Here is an 18,148-nt window from a genome sequence, read left to right on the forward strand (position 1 = left end):
ACTAGAGTTTAAAGCGACTGACTTCTGTCGATAACTCTTGCGCTAGCTCATCAAGCTTGTCACTAACACTCACCAATACCTGAGTGGCATTTAGTGTTTCTTCACTTGATGCACTGATGTCGTTAATATTTCGGCTTATATCTTCGACCACGGTGGCCTGCTCTTCAGTAGCGGTTGCTACCTGAGTATTAACATCATTGATGTGCGCAATTTCATCGGCAATATCTTGTAAAAGTTTGTCAATTTCATCGGTAGCAGATACCACATCCTCGGTACGTTCTCTGCTTGATTCCATTTGCAACACCGCTGATTTTGAGTCTTGCTGAAACTTATCAATTTTTACCTGAATTTCATCAGTTGCACTGGCAGCGCGTTGCGCCAAAGTACGCACTTCGTCTGCGACGACAGAGAATCCTCTACCGTGATCGCCCGCGCGTGCTGCTTCAATCGCCGCATTAAGTGCCAGTAAGTTGGTTTGCTCTGAAATGCCTCTAATGGTATCCAAAATGCCGCCAATGGCTGCAGTGTGTTCATCGAGCGATTGAATAACACCTGATACATCTTGAATCTGTTGAGACAACCCCTTAATTGCATGAACAGCACGCTGAGTAATTTGTCTGCCATGAGCCGAGTTGGTAGTTGCTGTATTTGCGTTTTGCGCTGCTTGCGTTGCCGAGTGGGCTACTTCGTTAACAGTGCTTCCCATCTCGGTAAGCGCGGCGGCTGCTTGTAAAGTTTGGTCGCGTTGGCTTTTAGTAGAATGCTCAGTTTGCTGTGACTGCTTAGCGACATCTTCCGCAGATGTTTTCAATGCATGACTGGTTTTGGCAACTTGAGAGATGGTGCCATGCAAGTGATCGATGAAGTTATTAAAGCCTTCGACCAACCGAGCAATCTCTTTTTGTTCAGGCATTGGGATACGCGAGCGCAGGTCACCTTGACCACGGCCGAGCTGCTGAAATACGTCAGCGAGCGACTCTAGAGGCTTAGTTAAACTGCCTGCGAGCCAAATACCGATAAACGTAAACGCACCCGCAATCGCTAATGCCCACAAAATGATTTGGCGGCTGCCTGCGTTGATTGATGCGTAGAGCTCGCTTTCAGGTACCTGTGCAATTACATACCAACCCGCTTTCTCGACATAGGTGCTCGCAAACAAGAGCGTACCTTCATCATGATCACTGGTTGTCATGGCAAAACGTTGCTTGGTAAGCAGCTTACTTGCCGCTTGAGAGTCGCTCACAGAGGATAATTTTGCTTTACCCAATAGGTTGGTGTCTGGATGCGCGATGATAGTGCCGCTACCGTCAACAAGATAAACAAAGCCTGTTTCAGCAATTTTTACGGCATTGATAATATCGAGTAATTCGTCTACAGATTTTGCAACACCCGACATCCCGCGACCGTTGACTTGCTGATAGTTTGCAAAAAGTCTGTAGCCTTGGCCTGGCTCATTGTAAAGGCTTAGTGATACAGGCTGACCAGAGTCTTTATAGGCAAAAAACCACCCATCAAACTCATCATTTTTAAGCTCACGTAAAAAGCCGTCTTGGTTCCAATATTTGTAGGTGTTTCTGTCTACGAATGAGGCCACGGTTAATTCGTTGAATGCGACTATATTATTGAGATAGCTGACTAATCTTTTTTCGCCGGCATTGTCTGCGCCAGCAGCAGACCATGCAAGTATATCTGGGTTTGACGCGACGCTATGGGCAACAGTAAGCATAACACTGGCCTCGCGATCTACGCGGTTGCCAATTTGTTGCAGTAGCGACGGTAATTGGTTTTGCTCTACGTTTTCTTTTACAAGGTCACGCGCAATCCATTGACTTATAGAGCCTACTAGTACAGCTGCTGCTAAAACTGCAACAACCAATGAGATGATAAGTTTTTGTTTTATACTGAAAGTCATGACTTTCGACCACGTTAGTTAATGCTGAAAAATGACGTGGCATTGCAGGCACCGCAACGTCCAAGGAATATCTAGCAAACGCTAGAAAATAACCACGCACTGTTATAATTATAGTTGTGTACAGTGGTTTATATCGGCATGGTGACAATAAAAGTTAATCTTTTACGATTTTTGAACAGCACTCATGAAGACACTCGATAATTGTGCTTCAAAACTGACCAGTGGGTCAATAAAAAAGCCACTCAATAGAGTGGCTCTCATAGAGTGGCTCTTTTAGGACGTTAAGCTGACTACTCGCTATCTTTAGGTAGCGGGAAGCCACGGTCTCGCATTAGTGCGTCCACCTTGGCATCTCTGCCGCGGAACTTTTGATACGCCTCAGCGGGGTCCATCGCGTTGCGTACCGAGAATAGGTACTTAACCAATCTATCACCGACTTCTTTATCATAAAAACCACCAGGGGCTTCCATAAATGCTTCTGCGGCATCAGCGGTAAGCACTTCTGCCCACATGTAGCCATAGTATGCAGCTGCATAGCCCTCACCAGAGAAGACGTGACCAAAATGTGGAGAACGGTGACGCATCACAATTTCTTCTGGCATATTTAGCTTCTTAAGCTCTTCACGCTCAAACGCGTCAGGCTCAATCTTACTCGGATCAGTCGTGTGATATTTCAGATCCATGATGGCAGAGGCCATGTATTCTGTTGTTTTAAAGCCTTCGTTGAAGGTTGCAGCCTTCTTAATTTTCTCAACAAGAGAAGCCGGAATTGGCTCGCCAGTTTCGTGGTGAACCAAGAATTGGTTAATCACTTCATCGGTCGTTAACCACCGCTCAAGCAACTGTGACTGGAATTCTGTGTAATCGCGAACACCAGAGTGAGATGAAGGATATTCAACATCTGACGATAAGAAGTGCAACGCATGCCCAAACTCATGGAAATATGTTTCGGCATCGTCCCACGAAATTAGGGTTGCTTCGCCTTCAGCACCTTTTACGAAGTTTGAGTTATTTGAAGACAGTACGGTTTTCTTACCATCGAATGTGGTGTAAGAGCGGTATGTCGTTGCCCATGCGCCAGAGCGCTTGCCTTTGCGAGAAAACGGATCGAGATACCACAGACCAATGTGCTCACCACTGTCTTTATCTGTCACTTCCCACACTTTAACATCGTCGTGGAAGACTGGCACTTTACCTTCTTCAACAGGTGTAAAGTTGAAATTAAATAGGCGTCCAGCCACATAAAACATTGCTTCACGCAATTTATCTAGCTGTAGGTACTGCTTGACTTCATTTGAGTCTAAATCGTATTTCGCTTGGCGCACTTTCTCTGCATAAAAGCGGTAGTCCCACGGTGCGATAGTGATGTCTGCGCCTTCCTCGTCAGCAATTGCCTGCATATCTGCCACTTCTTCTTCAACACGGGCAATAGCTGCAGGCCATACTTTCATCATCAAATCCATGGCATTTTCTGGGTTTTTCGCCATGCGATCTTCTAAGCGCCATTGTGCATAATTCTCATAGCCCAATAGCTCAACGCGTTCGTCTCGAAGTGTAAGTATACGTTTGATAATTTCGTTGTTATCGAAGTCATCGGCATTGTCACCACGGTTATAGTAGGTGCGCCATACTTTTTCGCGTAACTCACGATTTGTAGAGTACGTTAGGAATGGATCCATCGAAGAGCGGGTATTGGTAATGGCGTACTTGTCAGCCTCACCACGCGCTTCTGCTGCCGCTTTGGCAGCCTTTACGAACGAGGCTGGCAATCCATCGAGCTGCGCTTCGGTAATGTAGGTGACATAGTTTTCTTCATCGGCAAGAATATTGTTTGAGAACTTCGTGTGAAGTGTCGCTAACTCTTGGTTGATTTCTGCATAACGTTTTTTAGCGTCGCCATCTAGGGTTGCACCATTGCGCGCAAAATTGTTGTAAGTCATCCACGTAATACGCTGCTCTTCTGGCGTTAGTGTTTTCAACGCATCAGACTCATATACCGCTCTTACGCGCGCAAATAGTTTTTCATTTTGCGTAATTTGAGTGAAAAACGCAGAAAGCTTAGGTGACATTTCAGCTTGAATTTCACGAAATTCAGCGCTTGATTTGTTAGCACTCCAAATGCCGTAGTAGGTAAAAACGCGACTGAGCTCAGCACCAGCGCGCTCCATTTCCACAATTACATTCTCGAAAGTGGGGGGCGCTTCATTGTTCGCAATAGCTTCAATTTCTTCTAAATTGAGTGCCATGGCTTTTTCAAGTGCTGGTTTTAGATCTTCAAGTTTCATTTTATCGAAAGCAGGTACCCCACCATATGGGCCTTTAAACTCTTGAAGTAAAACATTATCGAATTGTGCTTGTTCTGTGCTTGCAGCGCTTGGCGCTTCTGTGCTGGTACTTTCTGGCGCTTGTTGTGAGCATGCGCCCAATGCAATCACTACCGCGATAGCAGTAAGCGATGTTTTAAATTTACCCATGGATATTCCTGTCTTTTGTTATGGTTTTGTACTTACGCTGTCGAACTATGCAGTACGTTATTTCGCGTTACATCGCTAAAAACGTATTGCATAGCACAACAGGTTCACTTCATCTTAAGACAATGTAAATATAAGTTAAATGTCCTTTAACGTAATTCCCTGCAACATAACGGTTTAAGTGCGTTGTCGTTGTGCCATGTAATTCGTCGAAATACGCTAAATTTTTATTGGCTTTACGCTGTACGGAATTTACACTGCGCGCGTTTTTTGGTTTACCGCATCTGTGGTAATGGATTGTTCGCCAATTTAAGTGACACACAATGTTCGAATTACTATTGCACACTTTTCCTGTTGCTTTTGCTCTCGCCTCGTTTTGGTCTAATACCGAACGTAAATTATTGCTATTAAATCTTGGATTATGTGTCGCAATCGGATCTTTATTGGTTTTCGAGCAAGCGTGGGGTGGCGCTATTGTGATTACCGTAGCAGGGCTAAGCACCAGCTATCGTCTAATTAAACAAAAGTTACTATCGCCACTTGCAACTTACGTTACGCTAATCTCAATGATGTGTATCGTGCTCACTGTGAACAACCTAACAGGAAAGACATCTTTTATTGAAACGATGCCGGTATTCACTTTTATGGCGTATCGTTTCGGTGAGCTTCACTGCAAAGAAGCAGGGCTTCGCGTTTGCATGATTGTCGGCTCGTTAAACTTCACAATTTACGGCATTATCACTCAAACATGGGGGCTGGCTATTACAGAAGCACTTTTTGCGGCCTCTAATATGTGGTACTACCTACGACTTAGAAAAGCGATACGCGTAAGTGCTGTGTAGTAGCGCTAGTGCTTTTTAGTATGCGTACGTAAACGATTTTCACGCGTAACGAAAAGAAAGGTTAAGTACATTTTTGTAGGCAGCGACATGGCAAGTCCAATGGCCATGCAGAACGCACCAAGATAAATGCCCTTAACCCCTATTTTTTCAGGAAGGCCGGAATAGCTGATGATGTAGTGCCCCAGTATAAAAAGCAAAACACCACTGACCATTACCCATTTCAACACTTTTATCATGACAGTTCATCGTTTTACTACCCATACTGCTAGCTTACATAACTCCATTGCATTGGATATTGATTGAGGTCATGAGTTAGTACATCGTTATGCAAATACGACTGTTTTATTGCGATGAATAATCACACGGTCTTCTAAATGGTAGCGCACGCCGTGCGCAAGTGCGGTAACTTCACAATCCTTACCTTTTCTCACCATGTCTTGTGCGCTGTCGCTATGGCTGATGCGTTTGACGCTTTGTTCGATGATTGGGCCTTCGTCGAGATCTTTTGTTACGTAGTGACAGGTTGCCCCAATTAATTTTACACCCCGGTCGTACGCTTGCTGATAAGGCTTGGCGCCGGCAAAGCTAGGTAGAAAACTATGGTGAATGTTAATGGCTTTACCTTGCAGCTCTTGGCATAGCGTGTCGGGTAAAATCTGCATAAAACGGGCAAGCACCGTTAAATCAATTTTGTATTCTTGCAACAAGGTAGCGATCTGTGCAAACGCCGCTTCTTTACCCAACGCTTTAAAGTCAACCCAGTGGAAAGGTACTTTGTACCAATCTGCAAACTGTTTCATTTGGGGGTGGTTAGCGATGATGACAGGAATATCACAATGCAGTTCACCAGTATGCCAGCGGTGAAGCAGGTCAACTAAACAGTGAGACTCAAGACTTGCTAATAACGCAACGCGCTGCTTTTTGTTTGAGTCGCTTAGTTTCCAATTCATTTGATATTCGTTGGCAAGCGGGGTGAACTCTTTAACAAAGCTGTGATGATCTAACTTTAGCGAGTCTGTGCTAATTTCATGGCGCATGAAAAAGCGACCGGTTTGTAAATCGGTATGGTGGCTGGCTTCAACAATGGTGGCGTTATGGTCAGCGAGAAACTGAGATACGCTGGCAACTAGCCCGATTTGGTCGGGGCAGTCGATGACTAATCTAAATGTTTGTTGCATGGATATTTGCAAAAATTCTAAAAACAGGACCCCTTTTTACCGCTTAGAACTGCTGAAGTAAACCGCAATGGTCATACAGTACCAGCTTAAATTTGAATAACTCATAATGAATGTCGTCCTTTATTCGTCTGTTATTCCTCTGCGTAGCTTTTCACGTACCGACATAGTGTGCTTTAGTGCCCAAGAATGGCGTATGGGGTAGGTTACGCCTTGTGGGGTTGAGAGTGACTCGAACAAATGAAAAGCAGAAGCATGAACATCAACACTTGGACTATAAAGTGGCAGCGGGAGTGCGCTCGTTGCCTTTCGCACCAGTGTGACGTGGGGTTTGTATTCTCTACTTTCTACCTCTATTGCAGCGCTGCGTGCCGCTTTTCGGGTGTATCTCGCTAATTCCATTAGTGCTTTGGGCGGTGAGGATGGGGCACTAAATAGAATTTTGGGACCGTTCCACAGACCTGTCACATCTAAGGTAAGCGAAAACGGCTCGCTAACAATATTATCGAGTTCGTAAACTAACGCCTCGTGTTGGCGATGGGTTATGTCGCCCAAAAAGCATAATGTGATGTGGTAATTCGCTGCAGGAACTGCATAAGGCTGTACCAAGCCATGTTTATTTGATGCAACACCACTGATATCACTGCGCTTATTTTTACGAGTAAGCTCAACGCGCTTGTCGCGCGGCATGACTTCAGGTAATGCTTGTTGTCGCCAACTATCAAGCGCAAGCTTTTCGGTTGTACTTAAATCTAACCCTACAAAACAACGCATAATGTTACCTCGTTATTTTTAATCAGTGTGAAGGAAAACGTGATGAGCAAAAAACAGGTACAATAGCATTACGTAGTTTATATCACCTTTATTTTCTTTATGTTACAGCCGCTTTCACATTTGCCCGCTTACGAATTAGTTACACCGCTTATACAGGCTATTTCAGCGCGTAATGTCATTATTGGAGCACCGCCCGGAGCAGGTAAATCTACCGTTCTGCCTTTAGCGCTATTACAAGCGTGCACAGAGGGAAAAGTACTGCTTATGCAACCTCGCCGAGTTGTAGTAAGAAATTTAGCAGATTACTTGGCGAAGCTGTTAGGTGAGCCTGTAGGCAAAACAGTTGGTTATCGCATTAAAGGGGAAACAAAGGTATCTAGTGATACAAAACTTGAGATCATTACCGAAGGCATTCTTTCCCGCATGATCCAGCAAGACCCCGAATTAGAAGGCATAGCCATTATTGTTTTCGATGAGTTTCACGAGCGCAGCATTCACAGTGATTTTGGGCTGGCGCTGGCATTAGAGGTGCAAGCTGGACTACGCGATGACTTACGCCTGGTAGTCATGTCGGCAACACTTGATGTCGACCCGTTAAGTAATCTACTGAAAACACACAGCGACTGTGAAGTAGAGACACTTTTTACACAAGGACGTACTTTTCCCGTAGACGTTCGCTATACCAAAGATAGTCTAGCAAGTGATGTTGTGCCGCGCGTTACAGACGCCGTGAAACACGCGGTAGAGGCCCATGACGGTGATATTCTTGTATTTTTACCCGGGCGAGCAAGTATCAATGCCGTGGCAAGAAATCTATCTGCATTTATCGAACAAAGAGATGTCGCACTGCATTGCCTTTATGGTGCGCTAAGTAAAGAGGCGCAGCATGCAGCGATTGCGCCTGATACACAAAAACGACGTAAAATCATTTTGTCGACCAATATTGCCGAAACCAGTTTAACAATTGAAGGAGTACGTATTGTTATCGACAGTTTGTGGGAAAACAGCGCGCAATATCATGTTGCAAGCGACATCACAGAACTCGCTTGGCAACGCATATCGCAAGCATCTGCTATTCAGCGAATGGGGCGGGCGGGGCGCGTAAGTGAGGGAATCTGTTATAGGTTATGCAGCAAAGATAGTTTCGAGCGTTTAGCCAAGTTTAGTGCAGCACAAATCGAAAAAGAGGATATCAGTAGCTTTTTACTTGATACTTATGCATGGGGAAGTACGCCTGATACATTGGCACTTCTCACTACGCCTTCACTTGCACAAATGAATGGCGCACAAGCAAAACTCACTCGCATAAAAGCATTAGAGCACAATAACCTTATAACGCAGTACGGAAGAAGGCTTGCGCAACTGCCGTGTCAGCCTCATTTGGCGCATTTACTGCTGACTTGTTACCACGGTATTGAAGGACTGGATACACCAACCAATGTCTTGTTGAAACATGCCGCGCCATTTGTGGTCGCGTTAAGTGAAAATACTGCGGGACTAGCTCAAAACAGCGATTTACACGACGCATTACTTTCAGCAAGTTCAAATACACGCAGTCAGCTACTAAATCAAGCTAAGCGCTATGCAAAATACGTTGGTATTGAAGCGTCACAATTAACCATTGAGGCGATAGATTCAGACGCGCTTGGACTGTGTATCGCTATCGCATTTCCGCTGCAAGTAGGCTACTTGCGAAGCGCCAACGACGGACGGGCTGGCTCAACCAATGCGCTAGAGTACAAACTGGCCAGTGGCAAAGGTGCACAATTGCAAAACACCAAAGGCGTGTTAAACGATAAAACGCGAAACGGCGTTAATAATGCACAGTGGGTTGCTGTGTTGGAAGGTCAATTGCTTGGCAGTATGGTTGCAATTCGCTTAGCGCAAGCGGTGCCAGAGGCGTGGTTGAGAGTGGCATTTGAAGACGCATTTAGTGAAAAGCGCAGTGTTCGACTGAATGCTGAAACGGGGCAAATGGAAGCGCGAGTCACACAAGGATTTTATGAAATTACTCTCAATAGCTTACCCGTATCGGGTCAAGAGAAAGCGGAAAATAGCGCTTTTTGGCGCGATGCGTTGGTCGATGCGTGGATTGATTATCTCGAAAAGCTTGCAATAGAGGACTGGCCGTTAAAAGAAGAAGATTGGCAATGGTGGCATCGAGTAGCACTCGCTGGGGAGCTAAATCTGCCCCAGAGCGATGCGTACGATGGTAATGCAGCATGGCCACGTTCTTTAGGGGCGTTGGTTCATAAAGCTAAAGATGTTTTACAAGACGCGCTAGCACAGTGTCATTCAATTAAGGCGTTGGAAAAGCTGCCATGGAAAGCAACGCTAAATAACGGATTGTCATGGCCGCAGCAAAACGCATTAGCGAAACAGCTGCCGACAACTGTCACTATTCCAACGGGGCGCAGTGCGCCGCTTTGCTATCACAAAAGTGGTGATGTGGTCTTGTCTGTTAAAATGCCGGAGATGTATTCACAAACCACACCCATCATTTTGGCGGATGGCCGAGTTACTGTTATCTGTGAGCTATTATCACCTGCAGGAAGGCCACTTCAGACAACCAGCGATTTAGGACTATTCTGGCAAGGTAGCTACAAAGAGATTCAAAAAGAGATGAAGGGGCGCTACCCCAAGCATTTTTGGCCGGACGATCCGGCCAATGCTGTGCCAACCAACAAAACTAAAAAACATATGTAAAGTTTCGTTTTATCGGTCCTTTTTATGAAGCTTTTTCATTGTTCTTTGCTTTGTCGCGTTCAAGCGTAACATCAAGCGCGGCCATGACGTTGAGACCTGGGAAGCCGTCAGCAATCATGTTGTTGGCAATTTGATAATTGCGAATGCCTTCACGGGTGGCAGGGCCGATAATACCGTCGGGCTTACCAACATCAAAGCCTAGCGCATTGAGTTTACTCTGTAGCGCGATAATGTCTTTACGGCTGTAAGCAGGCAAATCTGGTAGGTCAGCTTTAATACCTGACGCGCCAGCTATTCTATCGGCAAGCACACCAACGGCAATGGCGTAGAATTCAGAATTATTCCAACGCATGATCACGCGAAAGTTCTTATATGCAATAAACGCGGGTCCCTCGTGGCCCGCAGGAACAATCACGTAGGCGTTGGTATCGCCTTCTCCCAACTCACTGCCATCTGCCTTTTGTATGCCTTGCGAATGCCAGTCAGAAAGTGGTCTGCGATTCTTGTAGCCAGATTGCTGATAGTCAAAGTCTTTGGGTAGTTTAACTTCGCGTCCCCATCTGTAACCGGCTTCCCAACCTAAATTTGACAAAAAGTTTGCTGCTGAGGACAGCGCGTCTTCTTCACTTGCCCACAAGTTAATTTGTCCGTCACCGTCGCCATCAATGGCATAGTTAGTGTAAGCAGAAGGCATAAACTGCGTATGACCCATCGCACCCGCCCATGAGCCGACCATCTCCTCTCTAGTGAGTTGCTCACGTTCAAAAAGCTTAACGGCAACGAGAAACTCTTGCGTAAAATAGGTGCTTCGGCGTTTGTCACAGGCAAGGGTGGCTAGAGAATCAAGAACAGGCATTTTGCCTTTATAGCTGCCAAAGTTAGTTTCTAGCCCCCAAAACGCAAGTAGATAGTGAGGCGGCACGCCGTACTTATCGCTTAGCTTATGCAGTAACGCTTCGTGCTTGTCATACATCTCTTTACCTTTATTGGTACGCCAATCGGTAACTCGCTTACTGAAGTAGCCTGGAAATGTTTGTACAAATTCGGGCTGACTGCGATCCAGCTCAATAACACGATCTTGATGGACAAGGTGGGGAAAGATTGCGTCGATAGTCGTTTGGCTAACCCCGTCTTTTGCCGCTTTGTCTGCAAGTGCAGCTGTACATGTGGAAAACTGTTCATTAGCCAACGCAGTGTTAAGCGACATGCAGCTGACTAACAGTGCAATCGATGAGCGCAGCTTGCGACGAGAAAGCAAAAGTCGAGAAGAAAAAGAAGACTGAAAAATAGAGCGCATAGTACCATTCCTGTGTTGCGTAATAGCATGCTATCGCATTGTGACTGTTAAACGCGAGTAAAATTCACTTGTGCTTTTAAAAGCTATGACGCGTATACATTGGTTGTTTCGTTTTATTGAAAGGCTCATAGCAAAAAGTTGTTGCTGGTGGGTCACAATGGTAATGTTATACAGACATTCTTCTTCGCGCTTAATTCGCAAGTATAGCGATAGCATTCACAATCTCTTCATGGCGTTTTCTTGTGGCAAAAAAACAATCTACTCGTACATCATCAGCTAAAAAATCTTCAACGGAAAAAGAAACGAAGCGTTCGCCTAAGCGTCGCTGGTTATTTACGCTGTTTTGGCGTTTATGCCTTGTGGTTTTGGTTGTAGTGGGCGCTTACGCGTTTTACCTAGATGCGCAAATCAAGCATTCATTTTCGGGTAATAAGTGGGAGGTTCCTGCCCAAATATTTGCCCGTCCATTAGCGATAAGTAAAGGCGAAGAAATTACACCTCAAGAAGTTATCGATGAGCTTGAGTTGCTTGGCTATCGCAAGGTTGCATTTGCCAATAGCAGCGGTGAGTACAGTTATCAAAATAAGGTGCTTAATGTGCAGCGCCGAGCGTTTCAATTTCCAGACGGCGCAGAGCCATTACGTCATCTAGTCGTCACATGGAGTGGGGCGCGTATTGGGGAAATTTATGATAAATCACAAGACAGGCCTTTTGGAACAGTCAGGCTTGAACCTTGGCTAGTTACGCGTATGACCAGTGGCTCGCACGAAGACAGAATGCTGGTTACCCTCGACACTATCCCAGACATGCTGCCGAAAGCCCTAACGCTTGTGGAAGATAGAAATTTCTATAATCACCATGGCGTTGCGCCGCTTTCTATTTTGCGAGCGTTAATGGCAAACATTGCCGCGGGGCGCACGGTTCAAGGCGGCAGTACACTCACCCAGCAGCTTGTGAAGAATATGTTCTTAACGCGGGAACGCTCAATTGTGCGAAAGGCCAAAGAAGCGTTAATGGCGGTGATCATAGATGCACGTTACAGTAAGTCAGAAATTATCGAAGCCTACCTCAACGAAGTTTTTCTAGGGCAAAATGGCGACATGGCTGTACATGGATTCGGGTTGGCGAGTTACTTCTACTTTGACCGTCCAGCTAACGAGCTCAGTGTGCCAGAAATTGCAACTTTGGTTGCGATTATCAAAGGGCCTTCTTATTACAATCCACGTAAGTACGCCGAGCGCGCCAAAGAGCGTCGTGACCTAGTATTGAGAATGCTATTTGATGAAAATGAGATAAATCGGCAGCAGTACGAGCAGTACATTAATATGCCGCTTGGATTGGCGAGTGGCGCAAGCTTAGCAAGCGGAAAACATCCAGCATTTATGGAGCAGGTGCGCCGTGAACTCAACGACATTCTGGCTGAGCCTAGTTTGCGAGATTCAGGTGTGAAAGTGTTTACGACCTTGGACATTGTTGCTCAGCGTCGTGCAGAGAAGTCGCTGGCAGGTACACTCAATGGGTTGCAAAAAGACAGAAAAGTTGAGTTACAAGGGGCTATGGTGGTGACCGATAGCGCCAGTGGTGAAGTCCGCGCTATCGTTGGCGGAAAAGACTTTGAATTTAAAGGCTTCAACCGCGCCCTTGAGGCAAAGCGACCTATTGGTTCATTAATTAAGCCAGCCGTTTACTTGACTGCACTGGAAGATCCGACGCAATTTAATCTGGCAACGCCCCTCGCTGATGAGCCTATTACCCTTGAAAGCAAAAATGGCCAACAATGGTCGCCACAAAATTACGACAAAACGTTTAGAGGGCAAGTGCCATTACTTCAAGGGCTAACTGAGTCGCTGAACATTCCAACGGTGAATTTGGGTATGCAAGTAGGGCTTGATGCCATTGCAGATACCATCGAGCGCTTAGGAGTTACCGCGCCATCAGAACGAGTTCCTTCGTTAACCCTTGGCGCATTTGAACTTACACCGTTTGCCACTAACCAAATGTACCAAACATTGTCGAATGATGGTCGTTACATTCCGTTGCATACCGTGACATCGGTAGTGACAGCAGAAAATGCGCTGTTGTGGAAGAAAGCCGAGTATTATTCGCAGCGCACCGATGAAGCAGCAACGTATCTTCTGAACTATGCGTTGTACAAAGTCACAACTGACGGCACCGCAAAGCGTGTAGGCGCTAACTTTGGCAACATCAACATGGCGGGCAAAACGGGGACTACGGACGACTATCGCGATAGTTGGTTTAGTGGTTTCGATAGAAATAATGTTGTCACGGTTTGGGTAGGTAACGACGATAACCAGCCTGTGAATCTTACGGGGGCTGGTGGAGCATTACCGGTATTTATCAATTATATGCGCTCTCAATCTCCCAAGTCGCTTTCCCGCCGATTCCCAGAAGGACTTGGTATTGCTCACTTTGATGCACGCAGTGGCGCGGTAGTCGTGGCTGGTTGTGCGGGTAGCTTAAGTGTGCCTGCGATATTAGATGTATTACCGCCACCGCAACAAGACTGTTCTGGCCGTCCGGTTAAAGATAAGGATACTAAGAAAGAAAAGAGTTGGTGGGAACGGATCTTCGGATAAAAAAAAGCCCCAGTAAGAAGATAGAAAACACAATCACTTGGCTTTAGTGGATTACTCGGTGCTTTCTATCTCCCTCTGGAGCACAGGCCCAGGGAAGGCAAAGGGAACAAATCGTTATCGGTCTGGCATCTTTTTCATCGATATCCGTTTAAGGCGTTTTCAGTGCCCTTTTTGCAAAAACAGTCGTGCTGTCGAAAACAAAAGGGCGCTAACCATAAAGGCGATAAAGGGGCCAAGTACCAACATAAATAATGTACTGGCGGTTAACATGGCAAGTTCCTTATGCGTCGTTGTCGTTTACGCTAATAGACTCAATTGGTGTAATGGTAATCTCAGCCACTAAGGTATTTTCTTCACTTACTTCAGGCTCAAATTTGTGACTTGCAGTAAGCACGTCATAGGTCACACCAAGTTCCATATTTTGCTTAACATCCATAACTGCACTTTCTACCATGTAGTCGGTGTAGCTTGTTAAGTTATCTTCGTTAGCAAAAGCAGCTGCACTCATTACGCTAGTGGCTAAAGTCAATGCAGTGAAAAGTTTGCGAGCGGTAAACATAATAATCTCCAAAATAAAAAGTTAGACACTGCACTGAAACATACTGCGTGGCAGCTATCGTATTGCAAAGGTTTCGATATTAAGTCGTTATCAATTAACAATTAGTTTATTGCGAGGGATGTGCCAATTTTTAAAATTAAATTAAGTTACTGATAAATATGGTTTTATTTTTTAAATAAAAATTTATGTGATAGTTAGACGAAAGGCTAAAGACTAAAATTTAGTTATTTTGAAAAAGAGTTGGTCAAAAAGGCTAAGTGGAAAGAAAGTATGAGCATTTGACCTTAAAGTAGGTAGGGGTATTGATAGGATATACAGGGGAGATTACATGGATAATTAAGGGGATGGCGTCGCTATTACAACGCCATCATAGCAACTTAGGCCAGTTGCTTAGCTTAACTGCTAGCGTTTCACTTTACTGGCAAGAGCAACAAAAAGGGTTATGATCGTACCCGCTACTATGCCCGTTACACCGTCAGCTGCAATAGACATAACTAACGACATAGAGGGCGCAAGGCCGACAAACCAGTCAGTTATATAGTGCAAAAAGCCAATACTATGGGTCAGTATGCCTCCACCAACTAAAAACATAGCGACGGTACCGACAACTGCGAGGGTTTTCATCAGCGCTGGTGCAGTAACAAGTAATGCCCGTCCAATAAAACGTTGTACACCATTCATTGTTCCAGTGAGTGACTTGCGCAACATATAGAGGCCCACATCATCCATCTTAACCAGCCCTGAAACCAATCCGTAAACGCCAAGCGTAATCGCTAAACTTAACGCAATAAGTACCCCAATTTGGGTCGTTAAACTGGCATCGCTGACCGTACCAAGGGCGATAACAATAATTTCTGCTGACAAGATGAAATCTGTACGTATGGCGCCTTTTATTTTTTCTTTTTCAAACGCTACCATGTCAACATCTTCATGGGTGAGCGCCTCAATTCTTGCTTCGCGGTGTTTGACTTCTTCTTCGTGAGGGAGATATTTATGCAGCAATTTTTCAGCGCCTTCAAAGCACAAATAAAGACCACCCAGTACTAACAAGACGGTGATCAATGAAGGAACGAAAGTGCTGATGGCAAGTGCGGCAGGCACGAGTATCGCTTTGTTTAGTAACGAGCCTTTGGCAACTGCCCATACCACGGGAAGTTCTCTATCTGCTTTCACGCCTTGTACTTGATCAGCATTAACGGCGAGATCATCACCTAATACACCAGCGGTTTTCTGTGCGGCAACTTTCGACATAGTGGCAATGTCGTCCATTAACGTAGCAATATCATCTAATAGCGCGAGTAAATTGGCTGCGGCCACGGTAGTTTTCCTTGTCTCTTTATTATGTCTAAAGCATACGCTTTGCCGCTCGTCGTTGGCAACAGACATTTGATATTTGCACTGGCTATGTCTTATTGCGAAACTGCACAACACCTACATTGTTTGCAATAGCGCGTAACCTTGCCATGCCTGAACACACCATTCCATCATTGTCTATTCGCTCGTACACCAAAACCATGCATAGCCATTCTCATGAATACTATCAGTTGGTGTTACCAATAAACGGTCACATCGAGATTGGCTTAGATAAATTTGATGGGAAAGTCGGGGTAGGTGAAGGAGTATGCATCGCGCCTAACGAAGTACATACTTTTCGAGCCAATGAGCTGTGCAAATTTGTTGTTGCAGATTTACATCGCGTGCCTGACGGTTTTAAGGACAATCTGCAGCCTATTTTTCAAGTTAATGCGCCGTTTCAAGCGTTTTTGAACTTTGTCGATATTCAGCTCAACCATTTTACAGACGATGCAAGGCACGAAGTCATTGCTCTATTTTATGCTTTGCTTAGCACATCTCAAAAAGGCGCAAATACGGATAAGCGTATAGTTCCTGTATTAAGTCACATCCATCAAGATCTCACACAGAAACACGACTTAAAAACCTTAGCCGACATCGCGTGTATGGGAGAAACGCAATTTAAGGTGCGTTTCAAGCAAACAACGGGATTGAGCTTACGCAATTACTTAGTAAAAACGAAGATGGAAAAAGCGAAGGCCTTATTAAGCAATACTGATACCCCTATATTAACGGTGGCACTGAGCGTGGGGTATGACGATGTTACGTCGTTTACGCGACGCTTCAAAGCCTACTTTGGCCAGCCGCCAGGTTATTATAAGCGCTCATAACTTCTCAATACCGTTTGTTTTTCGTTTACTATTTAGTCTACTATGGCACCTGTTTATTCAAGGAGAGATTGTATTGGTTGTTCGTTGGTTAGTGTTAAGTAGCTTGTTGTTAGTGAATCTGTCTATGGCTAACACTAACGCTGAAGAGTCCCTTGTTGTTCTTTCAGGCAACACACCGGTTTTTAGCGAGTTCCAAGAAGACGGTACGGTTGAAGGGTATTCTGTCGACTACGCGCGCGCTATTCTCACTGCCGCAGGCATTGATGCTGAAGTAACGCCATTGCCCTTCGCTCGTTTGATTGAGCGAATGAAACTAGGAGAGCCTGTCGTCGCAACGGGGATAGGGCGTACTGCCGAGCGAGAAAATAAGTTCTACTGGCTGGCCCCTCTTACGGCAAATGTTATCGGTATTTACGGCGCAAAACCTGTCAATTTAACTGCGTTGGCCAGTCAAAATAAAACCCTTTCTGTTTCTGTGATGCGTGGTGATTATCGAGCCCAGCTGGGCCGCGAATATGCACAATTTGAGATGGTCGAATACGACACTTGGACACAAGCCATTGATGCAGTACTGACAGGGCATGTTGATGCTGTGTTTTTTTCTGAATTTGGCATGGATGTCATTTGTAAACAGAACGGCCTTGACTGCACAACACTATCAAGGCAGCACACCCATGATATTCAATACAGCTATATTGCAATGCCAAAGACAAAAGCGAATAAGGCAATGGCAGATAGACTGACCAAAACGGCGCGCGTTTTTGCTCAAACGCCAGCTTTTGATGAACTCGTTCAACGTTGGCTGCCAAAACTGACAACAATATCCGCCGACGCTAATGAAATTGAAGGTGTAATTGCGTTAGGTAGAATTGAAAAAGATGAAAGTAATGTTTCCCATCTCTGGGTTATAACGAACTTAGAACCTTTGTTTAGTGAGAGAGGGCAGCGCGGTAAATTAAAAGGTTACGCTATTGAATTGGTGCAGAATATATTGCAACAAGCCAACTTGCCGACTGAGATCTTAACGGCGCCTTGGCAGAGAATTTTCGTAGAAAGTTCGATGAAACCCGATGTTCTCGTCTTCTCTTTAGCGAGAACGCCTGAGCGCGAAGAAGCGTTTTATTGGATTACCCCTATCACAGAAAATGCCTATTCCATGTTTGTACGGGCTGACTATCAAGGAGATGCGACTTCTCTAGAAGACTTGCCTAAAGGCAGTCGCATTGCTGTGTTAAAGGGAGACTTTCGTCAAGAGCTTGTAAAAGCGGCCGGTCACATAGATGTGACAGAGAATTCCTGGGATAAGGTGGTAATGCAGCTCACCAATGGTGGCGCGGACTATCTGTTTTTATCTGACGGTGGTGCAAACATTATTTGCGATGGGCTCAATGGTGCCTGTGAAGGTTTCAAAAAGTTATTTACTTATCAAAAAGCAACAACGTATTTGGCGATGTCGAAAAAAGGTACCAATCAAGCGTTGGTTAACAAACTTAAGTTTGCCGCAGATAGCTTTAAACAATCAGACGAATACAGAGCCCTTTATTCAAAGTGGCTTGAAGCATATTCAAAGAAAACGTCACTCAATATGTTTGAACAAGACGGCGTCATTGTTCTGGGGCAATTGGAGTAAAT

13 protein-coding genes are annotated in these 18,148 nt (G+C 45.1%); 5 read left to right on the top strand and 8 right to left on the bottom strand.

The genetic code is table 11. The features are described 5' to 3' along the window. Window position 1: 1 nt before the first annotated feature. Together JN178_RS01610 and JN178_RS01615 are read right to left on the bottom strand one after the other, a co-directional pair. Window positions 2–1,912, bottom strand: coding sequence for a methyl-accepting chemotaxis protein (locus JN178_RS01610; RefSeq protein ID WP_202263280.1), 1,911 nt, complete (start codon window positions 1,910–1,912; stop codon window positions 2–4). 290 nt (window positions 1,913–2,202) lie between these two features. After that, on the bottom strand, window positions 2,203–4,386 hold the full coding sequence (locus JN178_RS01615) for a M3 family metallopeptidase (RefSeq protein ID WP_202263281.1): 2,184 nt from the start codon (window positions 4,384–4,386) through the stop codon (window positions 2,203–2,205). Window positions 4,387–4,706: 320 nt separating this feature from the next. Here JN178_RS01615 and JN178_RS01620 point away from each other — a divergent pair, with 320 nt between their 5' ends. Beyond that, on the top strand, window positions 4,707–5,225 hold the full coding sequence (locus JN178_RS01620; RefSeq protein WP_159627380.1) for a YgjV family protein: 519 nt from the start codon (window positions 4,707–4,709) through the stop codon (window positions 5,223–5,225). Between the two features lie 5 nt (window positions 5,226–5,230). Here the strand turns inward: JN178_RS01620 and JN178_RS01625 are convergent, their stop codons facing one another. From JN178_RS01625 to thpR, 3 genes are all read right to left on the bottom strand, one after another. Beyond that, entirely contained in the window at window positions 5,231–5,461 is a 231-nt protein-coding gene (locus JN178_RS01625; protein WP_159627379.1) for a hypothetical protein, read from the bottom strand. An 87-nt stretch (window positions 5,462–5,548) separates the two neighbouring features. After that, window positions 5,549–6,403, bottom strand: coding sequence for a formyltetrahydrofolate deformylase (purU, locus tag JN178_RS01630; RefSeq protein ID WP_159627378.1), 855 nt, complete (start codon window positions 6,401–6,403; stop codon window positions 5,549–5,551). 120 nt (window positions 6,404–6,523) lie between these two features. After that, a complete protein-coding gene (thpR, locus tag JN178_RS01635; protein ID WP_202263282.1) occupies window positions 6,524–7,174 on the bottom strand; it encodes an RNA 2',3'-cyclic phosphodiesterase in 651 nt (216 codons plus the stop codon). A 99-nt stretch (window positions 7,175–7,273) separates the two neighbouring features. Between thpR and hrpB the strand changes: the two genes are divergently transcribed. Beyond that, entirely contained in the window at window positions 7,274–9,880 is a 2,607-nt protein-coding gene (hrpB, locus tag JN178_RS01640; RefSeq protein WP_202263283.1) for an ATP-dependent helicase HrpB, read from the top strand. A gap of 22 nt (window positions 9,881–9,902) precedes the next feature. On the opposite strand, the gene JN178_RS01645 is transcribed toward hrpB, so the two are convergent. Then, complete coding sequence (locus JN178_RS01645; RefSeq protein WP_202263284.1) at window positions 9,903–11,177, bottom strand: lytic murein transglycosylase; 1,275 nt, start codon at window positions 11,175–11,177, stop codon at window positions 9,903–9,905. Window positions 11,178–11,515: 338 nt separating this feature from the next. Here JN178_RS01645 and mrcB point away from each other — a divergent pair, with 338 nt between their 5' ends. After that, window positions 11,516–13,774, top strand: coding sequence for a penicillin-binding protein 1B (mrcB, locus tag JN178_RS01650; protein ID WP_264180958.1), 2,259 nt, complete (start codon window positions 11,516–11,518; stop codon window positions 13,772–13,774). 280 nt (window positions 13,775–14,054) lie between these two features. On the opposite strand, the gene JN178_RS01655 is transcribed toward mrcB, so the two are convergent. Beyond that, a complete protein-coding gene (locus JN178_RS01655) occupies window positions 14,055–14,333 on the bottom strand; it encodes a hypothetical protein (RefSeq protein ID WP_202263286.1) in 279 nt (92 codons plus the stop codon). A gap of 402 nt (window positions 14,334–14,735) precedes the next feature. Next, a complete protein-coding gene (locus tag JN178_RS01660; RefSeq protein ID WP_202263287.1) occupies window positions 14,736–15,650 on the bottom strand; it encodes a DUF808 domain-containing protein in 915 nt (304 codons plus the stop codon). A gap of 146 nt (window positions 15,651–15,796) precedes the next feature. Here JN178_RS01660 and JN178_RS01665 point away from each other — a divergent pair, with 146 nt between their 5' ends. After that, on the top strand, window positions 15,797–16,516 hold the full coding sequence (locus JN178_RS01665) for a helix-turn-helix domain-containing protein (protein WP_202263288.1): 720 nt from the start codon (window positions 15,797–15,799) through the stop codon (window positions 16,514–16,516). 73 nt (window positions 16,517–16,589) lie between these two features. Next, on the top strand, window positions 16,590–18,146 hold the full coding sequence (locus tag JN178_RS01670) for a substrate-binding periplasmic protein (RefSeq protein WP_202263289.1): 1,557 nt from the start codon (window positions 16,590–16,592) through the stop codon (window positions 18,144–18,146). Window positions 18,147–18,148: the final 2 nt, after the last annotated feature.

The organism is Alteromonas sp. KC3 (genome assembly GCF_016756315.1).
Taxonomy (GTDB): domain Bacteria; phylum Pseudomonadota; class Gammaproteobacteria; order Enterobacterales; family Alteromonadaceae; genus Alteromonas.

Excerpts from the sequence above, each read along its gene's own strand:
- JN178_RS01615 (WP_202263281.1), bottom strand. The coding sequence starts at position 4,386 with ATGGGTAAATTTAAAACATCGCTTACTGCTATCGCGGTAGTGATTGCA.
- hrpB (WP_202263283.1), top strand. The coding sequence starts at position 7,274 with ATGTTACAGCCGCTTTCACATTTGCCCGCTTACGAATTAGTTACACCG.
- JN178_RS01610 (WP_202263280.1), bottom strand. The coding sequence starts at position 1,912 with ATGACTTTCAGTATAAAACAAAAACTTATCATCTCATTGGTTGTTGCA.
- JN178_RS01620 (WP_159627380.1), top strand. The coding sequence starts at position 4,707 with ATGTTCGAATTACTATTGCACACTTTTCCTGTTGCTTTTGCTCTCGCC.
- JN178_RS01655 (WP_202263286.1), bottom strand. The coding sequence starts at position 14,333 with ATGTTTACCGCTCGCAAACTTTTCACTGCATTGACTTTAGCCACTAGC.
- thpR (WP_202263282.1), bottom strand. The coding sequence starts at position 7,174 with ATGCGTTGTTTTGTAGGGTTAGATTTAAGTACAACCGAAAAGCTTGCG.
- JN178_RS01665 (WP_202263288.1), top strand. The coding sequence starts at position 15,797 with ATGCCTGAACACACCATTCCATCATTGTCTATTCGCTCGTACACCAAA.
- JN178_RS01625 (WP_159627379.1), bottom strand. The coding sequence starts at position 5,461 with ATGATAAAAGTGTTGAAATGGGTAATGGTCAGTGGTGTTTTGCTTTTT.
- JN178_RS01645 (WP_202263284.1), bottom strand. The coding sequence starts at position 11,177 with ATGCGCTCTATTTTTCAGTCTTCTTTTTCTTCTCGACTTTTGCTTTCT.
- purU (WP_159627378.1), bottom strand. The coding sequence starts at position 6,403 with ATGCAACAAACATTTAGATTAGTCATCGACTGCCCCGACCAAATCGGG.